Consider the following 17,346-nt stretch of genomic DNA (forward strand, 5'->3'; position numbering starts at 1 on the left):
GCGACGGAGGGGACATCTCATGACCAGACTGCTGGCGACCGCGGCCTTGGCGCTGACACTGACGGCATCGGCGGCGATGGCCGACGAGCACCGCGGCGGCGATGCCGCGCTGGGCGCCTTGTCGGGCGCCGTCGTGTTCGGACCGGTTGGAGCGGTTGCCGGCGCCGTCGTCGGCTACACGGCAGGTCCCTCGATCGCGCGCTCCTGGGGCTTCCGCCGCTCGCGCGCGGCGCGGTCACAGCAGGTCCGGCGTCCGGTCAGGGACAGCCAGGCTGCGATGACCGAGTCTCAGCAGCAACCGCAGGCCGCGCCGCGCAGCGCACCACCGCCTGCACGGACCATCGCTGTCGCTCCGCCGGCACCGCGCGGTCCGGTGGCGCCCCCGGTGCAGACACTCGAGTAGCTGACTAATCAGTAGCCGCGGGCGCGATCGACGACGTTCAGCAACGGCTCGCCGCGCAGCAGCCGCCGGGCATTCTCCGCGACCTGCTGCGCGATCACCTCCCAGGATGCGATCGCCGCCATGTGCGGCGTCACCAGCACGCCCGGCTCGCGCCACAGCGCATGGTCCGCGGGCAACGGCTCATGCGCGAAGACATCGAGCACGGCGCCGCGCAGATGGCCGCTGCGCAGCAGCGCGACCAGATCCTCCGTCACCAGGTGCTCGCCGCGGCTGCACAGGATCAGCGCGGCGCCCTTGGGCAGCCGGCCCAGACGCTCGGCATCGAGCAGCCCCACGGTCGAGGCCGTCAGCGGCAGCAGCGAGACCAGGATCTCCGTCTCGCCCAGGAAGTCGTCGAGCGCAGCGGCGCCGCAATGGGTCCGCACGCCGGCGAGCGCCTTGGGCGAGCGCGACCACGCGCTCACCGCGAAGCCCAGCTCGACCAGACGGATCGCGGCCGCGGAGCCGAGCTCGCCGAGCCCGAGAATGCCGACCCGACGGTCCCTGGCGGCACGCTGCTCGTAGCGCCGCCACACGCCGTTCCGCGCGTTGCCGACGGCGCGATCGAAATCGCGGTGGAAATACATCGTCCCCCACAGCACGAACTCGGTCATGGCCGCCGAGATGTCGGGATCGACGATCCGGCACAGCGGCACATCCGGCACGGTGGAATCGGACAAGATATTGTCGACGCCGGCCGCGATCGAATGGATCAGCTTCAGCTTCGGCATCGCCGCCAGCGCACCGGGCTCCGGCTTCCAGCACACGGCAAGCTCGGCGTCGCGCGCCGCGGCTTCCGGCCATGACGCGACGGTCACGCCCGGCAGCTCGCGCGCGAGCAGCGCCCGCATCGGATCCATCAGCCCGGGACGGCTGAGAAGCGCGACCGTGATCATGCCGGCCGCAGTCCGCACCATTGCGCGACGAACATCGCGATCGACAGCGTGGTCTTGCGCACGCTGTCGAGATCGACGCGCTCGTCGAACGCGTGCGGACCGATGCCGTAGGGCCCGTAGCACAGCGCCGGGATGCCGTAGTCGACCTGATAGTAGCGGGTGTCGTTGACCGCCGTGGACAGCCGCACGTCCAGCGGCTGCTCGAACACGCGCGCATGCACGTCGGCGAGCGCGGCCTCCGCGGCGCTGCCGGGCTCGCACACGGCGGGATCGGCCTGGAAGCCGCTCCACACCAGCTCGACCGGATTCTCCGACAGGAAGCTGTCTGCGGCCTGCGCTATGGCGAGACATTGCTCGATGCCGGCCATGGCCTGCGCCGGCGTCTCGCCGGGCAGCACGCCGAGCCGGCAATCGAGGTCGCACCACGCCGGCGTCGAGCTGGCCCAGTCGCCGCCCTTGATGATGCCGACGTTGAACTTGATCGGATCCTTGACCGCGGCGAACCACGCGTTCGACTTGGCGCGCGCGTTGATCTCCCGGGTGTGCTCCTGGAACGCGCGGATCAGGTGCATCGCCGACAGGATCGCATTGGTGCCGGTCTCGGCGTAGGCGACGTGCACCGGCGTGCCGCGCACGCGCAAGCGAAACCAGATCGCGCCGACCTGGGCGCGGGTCAGCGTGTGGCCGGTCGGCTCCGGGATTAGGCAAGCATCAGCCGTGTAGCCGCGCAAAAGAGTCGAGAGCGCGCCGTTGCCGGTGCTCTCCTCCTCGGTCACCGTCTCCAGGTGAATGCGTCCGTCCGGCACGAAGCCGGCCGCCTTGATCGCATCGAGCGCGAAGATCATCGCGGAGACGCCGGCCTTCATGTCCTGGGCGCCGCGCCCGATCATCCAGCCGTCGCGCACGATCGCCTCATAGGGCGGGTCGTTCCAGAGATCGGTCGGCCCTTCCGGCACGACGTCGACGTGGCCCTGCAGGATCAGGCTGCGGCCCTTGCCCGCTCCGTCGAGCGTCGCCACCACCTGCCGCGAGCCGTCGAGCGCGATGCCGTCCATCGGCGCCGCCTTGGGATGGCGCATCAGGTCGACATCGCCCAGGCTGAAGCGGTCGACCTGATAGCCGCGGCTCGCGAGCTCGCGCGCCAGCCAGTCCTGCACCGGCGCTTCCTCGCCGCGCAGGCTGCGGAACTGCACGAGCTGCTGCAGGAAGGCGACCTGCTTGGCGAAGTTGGCATCGACGGCGGCGGCGAGCCGCTCCATCACGTCATTCGGCACAGCCGCCGCAGCTTCAGTCACGTTGCAAACCTCCAGCCTTCCCGTTCACCTCGGCCGCACGTCAGGCGGCCAGGCACTTCTCCAGGATCGCGAGCCCTTCGTCCACGATCTCGTCCGATGCCGTCAGCGGCACCAGGATGCGAATGGTGCTCGCGGTGACGCCGCACGACAACAGGATCAGGCCGTTCTCGTGCGCCACGCGCGTCACGCGCTTGGTCATTTCCGCATCCGGCTCGTCGCTGCCGCGCTGCTTCAGGATATCGAATGCAACCATTGCGCCAGGACCGCGCGGACCGGAAACCGGAACCAGCGTGTTGGCGCGCGAGAAGCGCGCGATCGCCGCACGCAGCCGCTCGCCGATCGCATTGGCGCGGTCGAGCAGCTTCTCCTGCTCGAACACATCGAGCACGGCAAGCGCCGCGGCGCAGGCCAGCGGATTGCCGCCATAGGTGCCGCCGAGACCGCCCGGCTCGGCGGCGTCCATGATCGCAGCGCGGCCGATCACGCCGGACAGCGGCATGCCGCCGGCGAGACTCTTGGCGACGCAGATCAGGTCCGGCTGCACGTCGTAGTGCTCCATCGCGAACATCTTGCCGGTGCGGCCGAAGCCGGTCTGCACCTCGTCGGCGATCAGCACGATGCCATGGCTGTCGCAGATCCGGCGCAGGCCCCGCATCAGCTCCGGCGGCGCCTGGTGGAAACCGCCCTCGCCCTGCACGGGCTCGATGATGATGGCCGCGACCTGCGAGGCGTCGATGTCGGCCTTGAAGATGAAGTTGATGTAGGACAGCGTGTCCTCGACCGTCACGTTGCTGCCGGCGATCGGAAACGGCGCGTGCCAGACGCCGGGCAGCGGCGGCCCGAAATGCTTCTTGTACGGCATCACCTTGCCGGTCATCGCATTGGCGAGCGCGGTACGGCCGTGGAAGGCGCCGGTGAAGGCGATGATGCCGCTGCGGCCGGTGGCGGCGCGTGCGATCTTGATGGCGTTCTCGGTCGCCTCCGCGCCGGTCGTCAGCAGGATCGACTTGGCCGGCCCCGAAATCGGCGCCAGCGCGTTGAGCCGCTCGCTCAGCCGCACATAGGGCTCGTATTGCAGCACCTGGAAGCAGGTGTGGGTGAAGCGGTCGAGCTGTGCCCGGATCGCGGCAACGACATGCGGATGGCAGTGGCCGGTGTTGAGCACCGCGATGCCGCCGGCGAAGTCGACGTAGCGCTTGCCCTCGACGTCCCACACCTCGCTGTTGAGGGCGCGGTCGGCAAACAGCGGCGTCGCATAGCTCACGCCCCGGACGACGGCCTCATGACGTCGCGCCAGCAGTTCTTCGTTCGCAGCCAAATTCGCAACCATGGCTCAACTCCTCGTCGGAAAATCGAGCAGAAGGCTAAGCCGCGAGCCGTCGCGATCAATCAGCTTGTTCCTGACGACAGGTGCCTGCAATGCACCAGACCCAGCAGGATGAGCGCGCAGCTACGCGGCGAGCACATTCTTCAGCCACGCCCGCAGCGCCACGATCGCGGGCTCGTCCCAGCGCTCCCGGAGCGCGACGAGCTGATAGGCTCCCATGTGGAGTGCCGATGGGATCACCTCGACCAGCGCACCGCTGCGCAGATCATCGGCGACCAGCACCTCGTTGGCGAGCGCGACGCCCTGGCCGAAGCGGGCGGCTTCAATGGCGAGATGCGCGTGCCACAGCCGCTGCCCGCGCAACGTGACCGGCTCGCGATACCCCGCAAGCTCGAACCATTGCTCCCATTGCGCGGTGGACTCCTCGTGGATCAGCGAGGCCCTGGCGAGGCCCGGGAGTGTCGCGATCGCCGGAAACCTTGCCAGATAGGCCGGGCTTGCGACCGGGAATACGCGTGGGCACACCAGCTCCTCGGCGACCACGCCGCCGCTCCGGTCGATCGCTTCGGCATAGACGATCTCCGCATCCGCTTCGCCGCGCTGCAGGTCGGGGTGCGCCAGCGTCGGCTGCAGGTTGATGTCCCAGTTGCGTGGCGGGCCGCTCAGCTCGGGCAGCCGCGCCAGCAGGCGGCGATTGGCGAGGCCCGGAATGCACCAGATGTTCAGGGTCGGACGCGCCACGGGCCGCACCGACATCGTCGCGCGGGCGATGATGTCGAAGGCCTGGCTGACCTCGGCATGGAACTGACGTCCGGCATCGGTCAGCGCGAGGCCCCGTCCCTCGGCGCGCACCAGCGCCACGCCCAGGCTGCGCTGCAGATTCTGCAGATGGCGCGAGACCACGGTGTGGCTGACCGCGAGCTCGTCGCCGGCGGCGCGCACGCTGCCCTTGCGGCCGACGGCCTCGAAGGCACGCAGCGCGATCAGGGAGGGCAACCGGGGTCTCGTCATGCTCGCACAGTTCTCAGCCTGCGCGGTCTCCCTCCCCGCCCTGAAGCGGAACCGCCACGATCCGTCGGTCGCGCGGCTGATGTCGGGAGCGCCGGCGGCCATGCCGGCGTCCGTTGACCGCACAGGACGCTCCGGGCGGAGCACCCGCATCGCGGATCACGAGGGCGCTTTCGCGCGTCATGCCGCTCTTACCGTCAGCATGGGCGCAACGCCAGCCTTGAGAAAGCCACGCTCGCCGGACCGCGCATTTGCCTTAACGCGCAGGCCACGTCGCAAGCGATCCTTAAGCGTCCTGCGACGACAGGCGGGATTTGCCTCAAAGTTTCCACAATTCGACTTTGAATCGGGGGTGCTTCGAGCAGGAGAACCCCCAAGATGCGGATCAGCCAAATGATCTACGTCGGTTCGCTGGCAGCCCTCGTCGCGACGGCCGCCCCCGCACTGGCGAAAAGCTCCCAGGCATCCAAGCCGGATGATCAGGCCACGTCGTCCCTGCCGTGCCGCGCCTACCAGCAGGCCCCGGACGGGAGCTGGATGGAGCGGCCCTGTCAGGGGCAGAGCGCAAGCGCCCCGGCGCGTCAGCGCGCGGTCACCAACGGGACCGGCAGCGCGGAACAACGTTAGCGGACTTGGAGCGGACTTGGCGCAAGAGCTGGAGCGCTTGCGCTCCGGCCTGGGCTGATGCCCGCACTCAGTAAGGTGGCGCCCTGCGCGCCCGCTGCTCCCTGCCCGCCTCGACCCACCACAAGAGATCGTCGGCAAAGCGCGGAAACGCGTGCTCGAGCGATTGGCCGGAATCGCCGGTCGGCTTGCCGTCGGCGGACAGCGCCTGACCGATCGGGCCGACGGCAAGCGTGCTCGACACCACCACCATGCCCATCTCCGACAACGTGCCGTGCCACGCCGTAGCGGCCCGTGCCCCGGAGAGGCGGCCGGCGGAATAGCTCGCGATCGCCGCCGGACGCCAGAACCATTCCTCGAGAAAGTGGTCGGTGAGGTTCTTCAGTCCCGGCTGCATGCCCCAGTTGTATTCGCCAGTGACGAACACGAAGCCGTCGGCGGCACGGATCTTGGCCGCAAGCTCGGCCATGGCTGCTGGCGCCTGGCCGGGCGGATATTCCTTGTACATGCGGTCGAGCATCGGCAGGCCGACCGCCTTGGCGTCGATCAGCTCGACGACCTGATCCCTGGCGCGCAACCCGTCCACGACGAATTGCGCGAGCCGGATGCCCATCCGGTCGGAGCGATAGGAGCCGTAGAGGACGAGGATGCGGAAGCTCATGGCGGGTCAACTCCTGGCCGTACGATCCGCGCCAAGCTAACACGCCGTCATGTCATCGAGGTAGTTCTGGTCACGCCGCAGATCGAAGGACCGGCGGCGCGTGGCTGGCGGAAACGAGGCGTGGCACGCTCAGCGCGTCACGGTGGCCGAAGCGGAGCGTTCCGATGGCCGGCCGAACACGCTGCGGCAACCATCGCTGAGGCTGGCGCGCTGCTTCATCATGCAGGCAATGATGCGGTCGCGATCGGGAATCTCCGACGAGCACAGCCGGAAGACGTCGCCCGTGCACAGCCGCCGCTGGTCGTCCTCCGTGAAGGCATGGCCCGCGCGCGGGCTGGCGACCATCGCCAGCGCAAGCCCCGCCATTGCCACATTCCAATTCCGCATCCTGAACAGATGAGTTCGCATCGCCGTCCCCAATTCGCCCGCTGTTTGTCCGGTTCACCCGCTGCCTTCGCTGATGTCGCGAAGCAGTTGCCGCCGCAGAATCAAATGATGACACGTCGCGGCGCGCCTTCAACAAGCGCTCTCGGTCCTGCACCACAATTTTGCGGCCTGTTGCATCTTCGACTCCCCTTGGCCGGCCGGAACCTGTGAGACGCCGCCAAATTGTCATTAGGCGAACGCAATCCGGCCCAGCCGCGCTCACACTCTCACGGCGTAGTGGCGGCGTCCTGATGGTGCTTCGGACCATCACGTGTCCCGAGTTCAGGTGTGGGAGTCAGGTTCATGGCGTACACGATGGTGGCTGAGCGGGAGCAGCAGACGATCCGCAAGCAGCGCGAAAGCGCCCTCATCGTTCTCGCCAACGCACAGGTGATGGAGGCTGAAGGCTGGCAGGTCGTCATCACCGACGAGGACGGCAACAGCCTGCCGCTCGCCGAGTTCGAAGCCGGCCTGTCGCAGAAATTTTCGTCCTGGTACAAGGCCAAGCAGCGGCCGGTGGTGCCCACCACCATCCCCGCCCCCAACCTGTTCGCGACGCCGGCCAATGACGACGCCGAGCCGGAGGCCGTCGTGGCCGCCGCACTCGCCGCCGAGCAGATCGAGACGGCCGAGGTCGAGACGGCAGAAGTCCAGGAGGCTGCGGTCCAGGAGATCGCCGAGGACGATTTCGAAACGGCCGAGACCGCCAACGCTCCGGCGGCCGAGAAGGCCGAGCGCGAGGAGATCGCGCTCGACGCCGCCGAGATGGCCAACTGATCCGGCCGCCGCGCCGCAACATCTGCGGGCTTCAGTCGCCGCCGTCGTAGAACCCCTCCAGCGGCAGCTCGATCTGGGCCTTGGCCCTGCCGAGCCACTCCCGCGCAATGGCGTTGGACGGCCCCACGCGTGCATCGCGGCATGCACGCGAAGACCATCCCCGGTCGCTTCGCGTGGCGCGCATCGAGCGTGCTTCAGCCTGCCTTCGCTTCCTCGCGCGATCAGCGTGCGCCGGGCAACTAACAAACATGTTCACGCCGCGGCTCTCGGCCGAACAACGATCATCGGAACGACGCGAACGCCTGCCCGCCGGGCAAATCAAGGCGCATGTCCATCTGGTGGCGTCACCTCCGGGGCTTGAATCGGCAACAACGGCGGTGCGCGCGGAAACGATTTTCCGCAGGCCCATCAAGCTGATTTGGCCTGTCCAGTCCCTTCGTCGAAAATATTCTGCTTTTCCTAAATCGAATTCAGTGCTTTTGTCGCGCCATCTCCCGCTCGCAGGAGGGGCGGTTCGCGGTCGTCACGGACGTGGAGCGGGAGGAGCGGTGAACGCGATGGCAGCGCAGCGCATCTTTGCGCCGACGAACGCTGGTGTCGCGTACGGTCAAGTCGCGTGGTCCTGGCATCCCGACGCTGATGCCCCCGCGGTGGCGCGCCCAAAGCGCGTCATCGTGCACGGTGACCAGAACGCCCGGCGCACCGGGGAGCGCGCGAAGCAGCCGTTAAGATCATCGCGCGGGGAATGCCGGTTGCCCGGCTGAACCTGTGGTGACTGCCGCCTGCTTTTTTTCTGCAGGCGGGCCATGGGTTGCGGCCAGCATCCCGGCATTCCCCGCGCCCTCTTTTTATGGAGAGGGCAAGACGGACGGATCCCTCGGGCGCGGAGCGTCGCGAGAGCGCGAGCGCATGCGTGAACATCTCGAAGTCTGCGAAAAGGTGAGGTCATGAGCGGAGCAGCGCTTCCACAGACTCACCGTCATTCCTGGGCGCGCGCAGCGCGAGCCTGGAATCCATACTCACAGGCAGGAATGATTGAGCGAGATGGAGCGGCCAACATGCCTCACACGGCCGCTCGTGGTTATGGATGCCGGGCTCGCGCTGCACGCGCCCCTGCATGACGATGAGGCGAGATGGTGCTCCTCCCACCGCTGTCATGCCCCGCCCCCGCGTCTCGCCTTCGGCGAGCCCGAGGACAGGCTCCGGCGGGGCATCCGGTGCGCCGCGGCCGCTCGCGCAATCACGACGGCCTCGGCGTGCTGGATCGCCCGGTCCCGTCTTCGCCTGTCGGCTTCGACGCGGCAACGAGCGCCAGGGCGCGCCGCAGCTTTAACGGAGGCGGCAAGCCGGGCGATGACACCAAGTGTGAAGGGGCGGACAGTGACGCGAGCAACACGCGCGGCATGGCCCGACACGGCAGCCGTCTCGGACCAGGTTTCTCACAATAGCTTCGCGCTCACGAACAGCGTGCGCACCGCCGTGGTGGCCTGGACCGTCATGATCGCGTTGTCGGCCGCGGCCTGCAGCGCGGCCATGGCCTGGTCGTGCAGCGACTTGAACTCCATCCACTCGACGGCGTTGAGGCTGGTGAGGAACTGATGGGCCTGCCCGACCGTCGAAATCACGACCGGCTTGCCGTTCACCTTGATGTTGAAGGTGGTACGCAGACGCGTTTCCGAGTTTGCGGGATCAATCATGGGGACCTTCCGGAAGATGCGACGGGCGTCACCGCCGAGGTCGCGCCGAGGCCCAGCAACAAAACGTCACTCGGTCTTTTGCGCGGTCCGCGTCGGGGTGCCAGCCTCGAGCCCGACGACGACAACGAGTCGGTTGAACTCGCCGTCATCATACGCCTTCAGGAAGCGATCGTAATTCTTGATCGAGACGCAGCCGTTCGAATCACCCTCCGGCCCCAGCATATAGGGGTGGGTCAGCAATCCGCTCCGGCCGAGGGTCGATCCCTCCACCACGTTCATGCGCAGGGCGCGCACACCGTGAAACGGCTTTTCGCGCGGCTTCAGGTCATAGGTGGCGGGCGGGGTCGCGCCGACCATGCGCTGATTGACGTGCTCGGGGTCGTCGCGCAGGCTGCCCATGCCGGAATGGGCCTCGAGCCCGATGCCCGACGGCAGATACACCATCTTGGCCTTGATGTCGTAGACGGCGGTCTTGTCGTAGCCGAGCGCGCCGAGATCGATCCCGGAGCGCACGATGCCGCTATCCGGGCCGAGCGAGGCGAACTTGGTCGGGCTCGGCAACAGGTCGGACAGCTTCTGCAGGATGGAGCGATCGTCGACGCGTCCGACGGCTTCAGGCGCACTGGCCGAAACCAGACTGGTCGGCAGGTTGGCGACGGACGGCCGCGGTCGCGGCAGCGGCACGCCCGGTGCGGGCATCGTGACGGTGTTGCCCTCCGTCAACATCGGCCGCCAATCGCTGTTGCTGGGGTCGCGTGCGCCCGAATCGCGCGCTTCCATGCCCTTCACCAGCGCGGCCCGGGCATCGAGCAGTTGGCGGTCGATCGCGCCGCGAAGGGCGAAACGGTCGAGCGCGCGAACCGCGTCTTTTTCCGAATACGCCGTGGCCGAGGCGGAGGCCGGCGCGAAACGTGTTTCGAAGGTCATGGACGGCGCGGCGGCGGCCGGAATCGCCGCGCTCGCAAGGGGCGTCTCATCGCTGTTGGCTCCGACCCATGCGGCCGCGCCCGCTGCGACCGCAAGTGCTGCAAGCACGAGTGCGATCGCTTCGGAGCGCCCGAAGCGGCCTTGCGACAACAGAACGTCTACGCTTGCTTCACTGGAAGCCATCACGTCCCCGATATACCCCCCTTTTCGGACCACCCGGGAAAGGTGCCCGACCCCAAGGGGTACGATTCGACCCGTCATGACATAGGATGGCAAGAGTGCGGCATAATCTAGACAAACGCCAGCCCGGAGTGATGGGGAATGGACCGGGATCCAAGCCTCGCAGGGCCGCGCCGCGACCGTCCCAGAAAGCCGATTACATCGATGAATCAGCCGGTTGGAGGAATGGATGAACGCCGAATGGGATGATCTCGGCCGATTTGCCGACGCACAAAGTTCGATTTATTCACGGGTGACCGCCGAACTTGCGGCCGGCGCCAAGCAAAGCCACTGGATGTGGTTCATCTTTCCCCAGGTCGAGGGGCTCGGCAGCTCCGCCATGGCGCAGCGCTACGCGATCCGCTCCCGCGCCGAGGCCGAGGCCTATCTGGCGCATCCCCTGCTCGGCCCGCGACTCGTCGAATGCACCCGACTGGTGCTCGCGGTGCAAGGCAAGTCGCTGCGCGACATTCTGGGTGTGCCGGACGATGCCAAATTCCGCTCATGCATGACGCTGTTCGATTCGATCAGCCCGAATGGGATCTTCGCGCAGGCGCTCGATCGCTATTGCGACGGGGTGCGGGATCGCCAGACGTTGGCGTTTCTGCAGCGCGGCATGGGATGACCACTCGCTGCAAAGCGCGTCGCGTCCGCGTCATCGGTAGCATGCTGATGAGTTCGCCGGCCGACCCGGCCGGATTTCGGGTGATAGGCCGAACAGGAAACTTGATCACGCCAAGATTTGCGGCTCCCATCCGCCGCATTGTTTGTCCCAAGGAGACACACTCATGAAGAAGTTGTTCCTGATTGCCGCGCTCGCGACCTTCGCCGCCGGCTCCGCCTTCGCCGAGGATAGCTGCGAGACCAAGGCCGTCGGCAAGGACGGCAAGGCACTGGCCGGTGCCGCCAAGACCTCTTTCATGAAGAAGTGCATGGCCGAGACGTGTGAAACCAAGGCGGTCGGCTCCGACGGCAAGAAGCTCGCCGGCGCCGCCAAGACCAGCTTCATGAAGAAATGCGAGGCCGGCGGCTGACCGGACGCCGGGCTGGACGACATCTGGGCCCCGCCATGGGTGGGCGGGGCCGCTCGATGATCGGCGGGTTCCATCGGCAGCGGCCTGACGGACGATCGTTGACATGTTATGACGTCAAGCGATCTCCACATCGAGCTGCATAGGCCCTTCAATGTTCTCCGCTTTGCCTGCCCCGCCTCCTCATCTGCGCGAGGCGGCGTGAGTCCCTCAGAGATCGATGCGCTCCGGCAGCGGCTGCGGGAGCTCGAAAGCGAAAATGCCCGTCTTCAGGCCCTGTTCGCCGCCGATGCCGGCAAGCGCGCGCGCGCCGAGACCGCCCTGGCGGAGAGCGAGGAGCGGTACCGGACGCTGTTCAACTCGATCGATGAAGGCTTCTGCATCATCGAGTTCTTCGACGGCCCGCACGGCCCGCTGAGCGACTACGTCCATGTCGAGGCCAACCCGGCCTACGCGCTGCATGCGGGCATTCCGAACGTGGTCGGACAGAAGGTGCGGGAGATGGTGCCGGGCGAGGCCGACGGCTGGGTCGAGCTCTATGGCGGCGTGCTGCGCACCGGCGAGCCGATCCGGTTCGAGCGCGAGCTGGTCGCCACCGGACGTTATCTCGAGCTCGCGGCGTTCCGGGTGGAGCCGGCCGAACGTCGACAGGTCGCGGTGCTGTTCCAGGACATCACCGCGCGCAAGCGCGCCGAGGCCGCACTACAGGAGATCAACGACACGCTGGAGGCCCGCGTGGTCGCCGCGCTCGCCGAGCGCAAGCTGCTCGCCGACATCGTCGAAGGCACCAACGCCTTCGTGCAGGTGGTCGATACGCAATACCGCCTGATCGCGATCAACGGCGCAGCCGTGCAGGAGTTTGGACGTGTCTTCGGCCTCCAGCCCAAGATCGGCGACGACATGCTGGAGCTGTTCAAGGATCTACCGGAGCATCGGGCGGCGGTTCGCGCGGTATGGTCCCGCGCGCTGGCTGGCGAGGAGTTCGTCGCGGTCGAGGAATTCGGCGATCCCGGCCGCGACCGCCGCTTCTACGAAATGCGCTTCTCGGTGCTGCGCGACGCCGCGGGCCGACAGATCGGCGCCTATCAGTTCGCCTATGACGTCACCGACCGGCTGCGCGAACAGACCCGGCTGCACGAGGCCGAGGAGGCGTTGCGGCAGTCGCAGAAGATGGAGGCCGTCGGACAGCTCACCGGCGGCATCGCCCATGATTTCAACAATCTGCTGACCGGCATCCTGGGCTCGCTCGAGATGCTGCAGACCCGCCTGCGCCAGGGCCGCTTTGCCGATGTGGACCGTTACGTCGCGGCCGCCCAGGGCGCCTCGAAGCGCGCCGCCGCGCTGACCCATCGCCTGCTCGCCTTCTCGCGCCGGCAGACGCTCGATCCCAAGCCGACCGATGTCAACCGGCTCGTCATGGGCATGGAGGAGCTGGTTCGCCGCACCGTCGGCCCGCAGATCGCGCTCGAGGTCGTGACGGCCGGAGGGCTCTGGCCGGCACTGATCGATTCGTCGCAGCTCGAAAGCGCACTGCTCAACCTCTGCATCAATGCCCGCGACGCGATGCCCGAGGGCGGCCGGATCACGATCGAGACCGCCAACAAATGGCTGGACGACCGCGCCGCGCGTGAGCGCGACCTGCCGCCCGGCCAATATATCTCGCTGTGCGTGACCGATACCGGCACCGGCATGACGCCCGACGTGATCGAGCACGCCTTCGATCCGTTCTTCACCACCAAGCCAATCGGCCAGGGCACCGGCCTCGGCCTATCGATGGTCTACGGCTTCGTCCGGCAGTCCGGCGGACAGGTGCGGATCTATTCCGAGCTCGGTCAGGGCACCACGATGTGTCTCTATTTCCCGCGGCATTATGCCGGCGCCGTTGAGGCCGCCGATCCCGCGCGCGGCGGCGCGGCGCCGTCTTCCCGCACCGGCCAGACCATCCTCGTTGTCGACGACGAGCCGACGGTGCGCATGGTGGTGATGGAGGTGCTCGACGAGTGCGGCTACGCGGTGGTCGAAGCCAAGGACGGACCGACCGGCCTTGCGGCTCTGCAATCAGACGCGCGCATCGATCTGCTGATCACCGATGTCGGTCTGCCCGGCGGCATGAACGGCCGCCAGCTGGCCGATGCGGCGCGCGCGACGCGGCCGGATCTCAAGGTGCTGTTCATCACCGGCTACGCCGAGAACGCGATCCTGAGCAGCGGCCAGCTCGCGCCGGGGATGCAGGTGCTGACCAAGCCGTTCGACGTCGAGGCGCTCGCCGCCCGCGTCGGCGAGATGGTGGAGAGCTGAACGCGTGATCGCCGCGGTCTTGCCCTCGATCAGCCGCGCAGGCCCGGCGCTTCGTGGCCGCTGCGCGCGACATACTCGGTGTAGCCGCCGCCATACTGGTGCAGGCCGTCGGGCGTCAGCTCCAGCACGCGGTTGGAGAGCGCGGCGAGGAAATGACGATCGTGCGAGACGAACAGCATGGTCCCCTCGAAGTTCGACAGGGCCGCGATCAGCATTTCCTTGGTCGCCATGTCCAGATGGTTGGTCGGCTCGTCCAGCACCAGGAAGTTCGGCGGATCGTAGAGCATCTTGGCCATCACGAGCCGTGCCTTCTCGCCCCCCGACAGCACCCGACATCTTTTCTCGACGTCGTCGCCGGAGAAGCCGAAGCAGCCCGCCAGTGCCCGCAACGAGCCTTGACCGGCTTGCGGAAACGAATGCTCGAGCGACTCGAACACCGTCTCGTCGCCGTCGAGCAGGTCCATCGCATGCTGCGCGAAGTAGCCCATCTTGACGCTGCCGCCGATCGTCACCGAGCCGTCATCGGGCTCCGCGCTACCGGCGACGAGCTTCAACAGGGTCGACTTGCCGGCGCCATTGACGCCCATCACGCACCAGCGCTCGCGGCGCCGGATCATGAAGTCCAGCCCGTCGTAGATGCGGCGGCTGCCATAGCTCTTCGACACCTTCTTCAGCGCCACCACGTCCTCGCCCGAGCGCGGCGCCGGCAGGAAGTCGAACGCGACGGTCTGGCGCCGCTTCGGCGGCTCGACCCGCTCGATCTTGTCGAGCTTCTTGACCCGGCTCTGCACCTGCGCCGCATGCGAGGCCCGCGCCTTGAAACGCTCGATGAACTTGATCTCCTTGGCGAGCATCGCCTGCTGGCGCTCATATTGCGCCTGCTGCTGCTTCTCGTTCAGCGCCCGCTGCTGCTCGTAGAAATCGTAGTCGCCGGAATAGGTCGTGAGCTGGCCGGCGTCGATCTCGATCACCTTGTTGATGATGCGGTTGATGAATTCGCGGTCGTGCGAGGTCATCAGCAGCGCGCCCTCGTAACCTTTCAGGAAATGCTCCAGCCAGATCAGGCTCTCGAGATCGAGGTGGTTGGACGGCTCGTCGAGCAGCATCACGTCGGGACGCATCAGGAGGATGCGCGCCAGAGCGACGCGCATCTTCCAGCCGCCGGACAACAGGCCGACATCCTTGTCCATCATCTCCTCGGAGAAGCCGAGGCCGGCCAGTGCCTCGCGGGCCCGGCTGTCGAGCGCATAGCCGTCCAGCTCCTCGAACCGCGCCAGCACCTCGCCATAGCGCGCGATGATGTCGTCCATCTCGTCGGCGCGGTCCGGATCGGCCATCGCGGCCTCGAGCTCCTTGAGCTCGGCGGCGACCGACGACACCGGCCCAGCGCCGTCCATCACCTCCGCCACCGCGCTGCGGCCGGACATCTCGCCGACATCCTGGTTGAAATAGCCGATCGAGACGCCGCGATCGATCGAGACCTGCCCCTCGTCGGGCTGCTCGCGGCCCGAGATCATCCGGAACAGCGTCGTCTTGCCGGCCCCGTTCGGACCGACCAAGCCGATCTTCTCGCCACGCTGGAGGGCGGCGGAGGCTTCGATGAAGAGAATCTGGTGGCCGACTTGCTTGCTGACGTTATCGAGGCGGATCATGAGGTCTCAGGGCATGGACAGGGTGCCGCCGCTCTTAGTCGATGCGCGCCGCCGGTGGAAGGCGCAATTTAGGCGCCCTCCGCTGCTCTGTCCGCCCCGCCGCGGTCAGCGGCCCTGAGGCCGAAAATCCTGGTTGCCGAACGGCTTGTCGGTCGGAATGCGGATCGCGACGTAGCCGCGATCCATGGTCGCGTGGCAGGCGTTGCATCCCGACGTCAGCTCGGTCACGGCGGAAGCGAAGCGCTTGCCATCCTTGGCGGCGATGGCGTCCGAGATCGACTGAATCGGCTGGCCCAGCGTGGTGACGTTGTCCACCGGCAGTCCCGAATAGAACACCGCGGCGTCGGTCAGGCTCTGCCTCAGTTGCGCGAGCTCATAGGACGCGAGATCCCAGTTCTTGGCCTGTCCCGCGAACCACAGTTTCGCATGCCTGACTTGGATCAGATTCATGATGTCGCCGAGCCGCGGCAGATATTGTTCTGCATTGGACTGCGACTGTGCCGCCGCCAGGGAGATGGCCGAACAGGCGATCAGAACGCCTGAAACCCACTTGCGATAATTCATTCGACGCCCCGCTTCCATAAACCGCTTCCAGAAAAACATACCGCTGCGATCGAAGACGGACTTGCGATTGATCAAGGCGGCGCCTCCGCGATCACGCCAGCCCGCCAAACGAATGATCCGCCGAAGCGGCTGCTCCGGCGGACCATCATGTCAGCCCCGGCCCCGGGGTAATGTGTTCGGCGTCTTAGGCTGCGGCTTTCGCGCCGGTCGGAACCATCGCGATCGTCTTCAGGACCTGAGACGCGATCTGGTAGGGGTCGCCCTGCGAGTTCGGACGGCGGTCTTCCAGATAGCCCTTATAGGCGTTGTTCACGAACGAGTGCGGCACGCGGATCGAGGCGCCACGGTCGGCCACACCCCAGCTGAAGGTGTCGATCGAAGCGGTCTCGTGCTTGCCGGTCAGGCGCATGTGGTTGTCCGGACCATACACGGCGATGTGGTCGGCGCGCGCCTCCTTGAAGGCGTCCATCAGCTTCTCGAAGTACTCCTTGCCGCCGACCTCGCGCATATACTTGGTCGAGAAGTTGCAGTGCATGCCCGAACCGTTCCAATCGGTGTCGCCGAGCGGCTTGCAGTGGAACTCGATGTCGATGCCGTACTTCTCGGTCAGACGCAGCATGAGGTAGCGGGCCATCCACATCTGGTCAGCAGCCGTGCGCGAGCCCTTGCCGAACACCTGGAATTCCCACTGGCCCTTCGCCACCTCGGCGTTGATGCCTTCGTGGTTGATGCCGGCCGCGAGGCAGAGGTCGAGATGCTCTTCGACGATCTTGCGGGCGACGTCGCCGACGTTCTTGAAGCCGACGCCGGTGTAATACGGACCCTGCGGAGCCGGATAGCCGTATTCCGGGAAGCCGAGCGGACGGCCGTCCTTGTAGAAGAAGTACTCCTGCTCGAAACCGAACCACGCGTCCGGATCGTCCAGGATGGTGGCGCGGGCGTTCGACGGATGCGGGGTCTTGCCGTCCGGCATCATCACTTCGCACATCACCAGCACACCATTGGTGCGGGCGGCATCGGGATACACGGCGACCGGCTTCAACACGCAGTCGGAGCTATGGCCTTCGGCCTGCATCGTCGACGAGCCGTCGAAGCCCCAAAGGGGCAGCTGTTCCAGGGTCGGAAACGAGGAAAATTCCTTGATCTGTGTCTTGCCGCGCAAATTCGGCACCGGCTTGTAGCCGTCGAGCCAGATGTACTCGAGCTTGTACTTCGTCATTGAGCCTCTCTGTCTTATCGAAAGGTGGGAGCCCAGCAATCGAAGGCTCCCCGCTTACCCGGCCACGATCGGCCAGCGCACTCTTAAGCATGGAACGTGCCAAGTCCCCCGACGTCCCGTCGCATGGACGAAGGCCAATCAGGGCGGAGCTGGCGCTGGTTTTTGCACGTCAGGGGTGCGGCAAAGCAGCGCGACCGGGATTGCACGGAACGCATGGCGGAAATCAGAAGCTGGTCAAAACCCGCTTGATTCCGTGGCATTTGCGGCGATGCGCAAAAACGTC

General features: G+C 66.8%; 17 protein-coding genes. 6 read left to right on the top strand and 11 right to left on the bottom strand.

Translation table 11 applies throughout. From position 1 onward, the window contains the following. The first annotated feature begins 19 nt into the window (after window positions 1-19). Window positions 20-403, top strand: a complete 384-nt coding sequence (locus tag QX128_RS02695) for a hypothetical protein (protein ID WP_316180838.1) — start codon at window positions 20-22, stop codon at window positions 401-403. 8 nt (window positions 404-411) lie between these two features. Here the strand turns inward: QX128_RS02695 and QX128_RS02700 are convergent, their stop codons facing one another. From QX128_RS02700 to QX128_RS02715, 4 genes are all read right to left on the bottom strand, one after another. Then, entirely contained in the window at window positions 412-1,338 is a 927-nt protein-coding gene (locus QX128_RS02700; RefSeq protein ID WP_316236714.1) for a glyoxylate/hydroxypyruvate reductase A, read from the bottom strand. After that, the gene (locus QX128_RS02705; RefSeq protein ID WP_316236610.1) at window positions 1,335-2,633 is read right to left on the bottom strand and encodes an ArgE/DapE family deacylase; all 1,299 of its coding nucleotides are present in this window, start codon (window positions 2,631-2,633) and stop codon (window positions 1,335-1,337) included. Before QX128_RS02705 ends, QX128_RS02700 begins: the two co-directional genes overlap by 4 nt. Window positions 2,634-2,673: 40 nt before the next feature. Then, window positions 2,674-3,963, bottom strand: a complete 1,290-nt coding sequence (gene gabT / locus QX128_RS02710) for a 4-aminobutyrate--2-oxoglutarate transaminase (RefSeq protein ID WP_316215672.1) — start codon at window positions 3,961-3,963, stop codon at window positions 2,674-2,676. Between the two features lie 120 nt (window positions 3,964-4,083). Then, window positions 4,084-4,971, bottom strand: a complete 888-nt coding sequence (locus QX128_RS02715) for a LysR substrate-binding domain-containing protein (RefSeq protein ID WP_315800222.1) — start codon at window positions 4,969-4,971, stop codon at window positions 4,084-4,086. A 375-nt stretch (window positions 4,972-5,346) separates the two neighbouring features. On the opposite strand from QX128_RS02715, the gene QX128_RS02720 reads away from it, so the two are divergent. Next, the gene (locus QX128_RS02720; RefSeq protein WP_315800223.1) at window positions 5,347-5,595 is read left to right on the top strand and encodes a hypothetical protein; all 249 of its coding nucleotides are present in this window, start codon (window positions 5,347-5,349) and stop codon (window positions 5,593-5,595) included. Between the two features lie 67 nt (window positions 5,596-5,662). On the opposite strand, the gene QX128_RS02725 is transcribed toward QX128_RS02720, so the two are convergent. Together QX128_RS02725 and QX128_RS02730 are read right to left on the bottom strand one after the other, a co-directional pair. Continuing rightward, window positions 5,663-6,253: an NAD(P)H-dependent oxidoreductase gene (locus QX128_RS02725; RefSeq protein WP_315800224.1), complete on the bottom strand. Its 591-nt coding sequence runs from the start codon at window positions 6,251-6,253 to the stop codon at window positions 5,663-5,665. 129 nt (window positions 6,254-6,382) lie between these two features. Further along, window positions 6,383-6,619: a hypothetical protein gene (locus QX128_RS02730; protein ID WP_315712310.1), complete on the bottom strand. Its 237-nt coding sequence runs from the start codon at window positions 6,617-6,619 to the stop codon at window positions 6,383-6,385. A 363-nt stretch (window positions 6,620-6,982) separates the two neighbouring features. Between QX128_RS02730 and QX128_RS02735 the strand changes: the two genes are divergently transcribed. Then, window positions 6,983-7,456: a hypothetical protein gene (locus QX128_RS02735; protein WP_316236611.1), complete on the top strand. Its 474-nt coding sequence runs from the start codon at window positions 6,983-6,985 to the stop codon at window positions 7,454-7,456. A gap of 1,439 nt (window positions 7,457-8,895) precedes the next feature. Here QX128_RS02735 and QX128_RS02740 read toward each other — a convergent pair. Beyond that, a complete protein-coding gene (locus QX128_RS02740) occupies window positions 8,896-9,153 on the bottom strand; it encodes a hypothetical protein (RefSeq protein WP_315800226.1) in 258 nt (85 codons plus the stop codon). Between the two features lie 66 nt (window positions 9,154-9,219). Beyond that, a complete protein-coding gene (locus QX128_RS02745) occupies window positions 9,220-10,263 on the bottom strand; it encodes a DUF2778 domain-containing protein (protein ID WP_316236715.1) in 1,044 nt (347 codons plus the stop codon). 226 nt (window positions 10,264-10,489) lie between these two features. Between QX128_RS02745 and QX128_RS02750 the strand changes: the two genes are divergently transcribed. From QX128_RS02750 to QX128_RS02760, 3 genes are all read left to right on the top strand, one after another. Further along, the gene (locus QX128_RS02750; RefSeq protein WP_315800227.1) at window positions 10,490-10,924 is read left to right on the top strand and encodes a DUF1810 domain-containing protein; all 435 of its coding nucleotides are present in this window, start codon (window positions 10,490-10,492) and stop codon (window positions 10,922-10,924) included. 163 nt (window positions 10,925-11,087) lie between these two features. Further along, window positions 11,088-11,333 (top strand): hypothetical protein, encoded by a 246-nt coding sequence (locus tag QX128_RS02755; protein WP_008961253.1) that lies wholly within the window; start codon window positions 11,088-11,090, stop codon window positions 11,331-11,333. A 198-nt stretch (window positions 11,334-11,531) separates the two neighbouring features. Further along, complete coding sequence (locus tag QX128_RS02760) at window positions 11,532-13,628, top strand: PAS domain-containing protein (protein WP_316236612.1); 2,097 nt, start codon at window positions 11,532-11,534, stop codon at window positions 13,626-13,628. 29 nt (window positions 13,629-13,657) lie between these two features. Here QX128_RS02760 and QX128_RS02765 read toward each other — a convergent pair whose 3' ends face one another. The 3 genes from QX128_RS02765 to QX128_RS02775 all read right to left on the bottom strand — a co-directional run bounded on the left by QX128_RS02765 (window position 13,658) and on the right by QX128_RS02775 (window position 17,063). Beyond that, window positions 13,658-15,280, bottom strand: a complete 1,623-nt coding sequence (locus tag QX128_RS02765; protein WP_315800229.1) for an ABC-F family ATP-binding cassette domain-containing protein — start codon at window positions 15,278-15,280, stop codon at window positions 13,658-13,660. Window positions 15,281-15,385: 105 nt separating this feature from the next. Then, window positions 15,386-15,844 carry a hypothetical protein gene (locus QX128_RS02770; RefSeq protein WP_315800230.1) on the bottom strand — a complete coding sequence of 153 codons (459 nt, stop codon included), beginning with the start codon at window positions 15,842-15,844 and terminating at the stop codon, window positions 15,386-15,388. Between the two features lie 184 nt (window positions 15,845-16,028). After that, window positions 16,029-17,063 (bottom strand): glutamine synthetase beta-grasp domain-containing protein, encoded by a 1,035-nt coding sequence (locus QX128_RS02775; RefSeq protein WP_315712320.1) that lies wholly within the window; start codon window positions 17,061-17,063, stop codon window positions 16,029-16,031. Window positions 17,064-17,346: the final 283 nt, after the last annotated feature.

This window comes from Bradyrhizobium sp. SZCCHNR1015 (assembly GCF_032489875.1).
In the GTDB taxonomy this organism is placed as follows: domain Bacteria; phylum Pseudomonadota; class Alphaproteobacteria; order Rhizobiales; family Xanthobacteraceae; genus Bradyrhizobium.

Bases quoted from the DNA above. Each gene is read 5' to 3' on its own strand.
- gabT (WP_316215672.1), bottom strand. From the start codon at position 3,963: ATGGTTGCGAATTTGGCTGCGAACGAAGAACTGCTGGCGCGACGTCAT.
- QX128_RS02720 (WP_315800223.1), top strand. From the start codon at position 5,347: ATGCGGATCAGCCAAATGATCTACGTCGGTTCGCTGGCAGCCCTCGTC.
- QX128_RS02765 (WP_315800229.1), bottom strand. From the start codon at position 15,280: ATGATCCGCCTCGATAACGTCAGCAAGCAAGTCGGCCACCAGATTCTC.
- QX128_RS02695 (WP_316180838.1), top strand. From the start codon at position 20: ATGACCAGACTGCTGGCGACCGCGGCCTTGGCGCTGACACTGACGGCA.
- QX128_RS02730 (WP_315712310.1), bottom strand. From the start codon at position 6,619: ATGGCGGGGCTTGCGCTGGCGATGGTCGCCAGCCCGCGCGCGGGCCAT.
- QX128_RS02715 (WP_315800222.1), bottom strand. From the start codon at position 4,971: ATGACGAGACCCCGGTTGCCCTCCCTGATCGCGCTGCGTGCCTTCGAG.
- QX128_RS02700 (WP_316236714.1), bottom strand. From the start codon at position 1,338: ATGATCACGGTCGCGCTTCTCAGCCGTCCCGGGCTGATGGATCCGATG.
- QX128_RS02735 (WP_316236611.1), top strand. From the start codon at position 6,983: ATGGCGTACACGATGGTGGCTGAGCGGGAGCAGCAGACGATCCGCAAG.
- QX128_RS02750 (WP_315800227.1), top strand. From the start codon at position 10,490: ATGAACGCCGAATGGGATGATCTCGGCCGATTTGCCGACGCACAAAGT.
- QX128_RS02725 (WP_315800224.1), bottom strand. From the start codon at position 6,253: ATGAGCTTCCGCATCCTCGTCCTCTACGGCTCCTATCGCTCCGACCGG.
- QX128_RS02755 (WP_008961253.1), top strand. From the start codon at position 11,088: ATGAAGAAGTTGTTCCTGATTGCCGCGCTCGCGACCTTCGCCGCCGGC.
- QX128_RS02770 (WP_315800230.1), bottom strand. From the start codon at position 15,844: ATGAATTATCGCAAGTGGGTTTCAGGCGTTCTGATCGCCTGTTCGGCC.
- QX128_RS02775 (WP_315712320.1), bottom strand. From the start codon at position 17,063: ATGACGAAGTACAAGCTCGAGTACATCTGGCTCGACGGCTACAAGCCG.
- QX128_RS02740 (WP_315800226.1), bottom strand. From the start codon at position 9,153: ATGATTGATCCCGCAAACTCGGAAACGCGTCTGCGTACCACCTTCAAC.
- QX128_RS02745 (WP_316236715.1), bottom strand. From the start codon at position 10,263: ATGGCTTCCAGTGAAGCAAGCGTAGACGTTCTGTTGTCGCAAGGCCGC.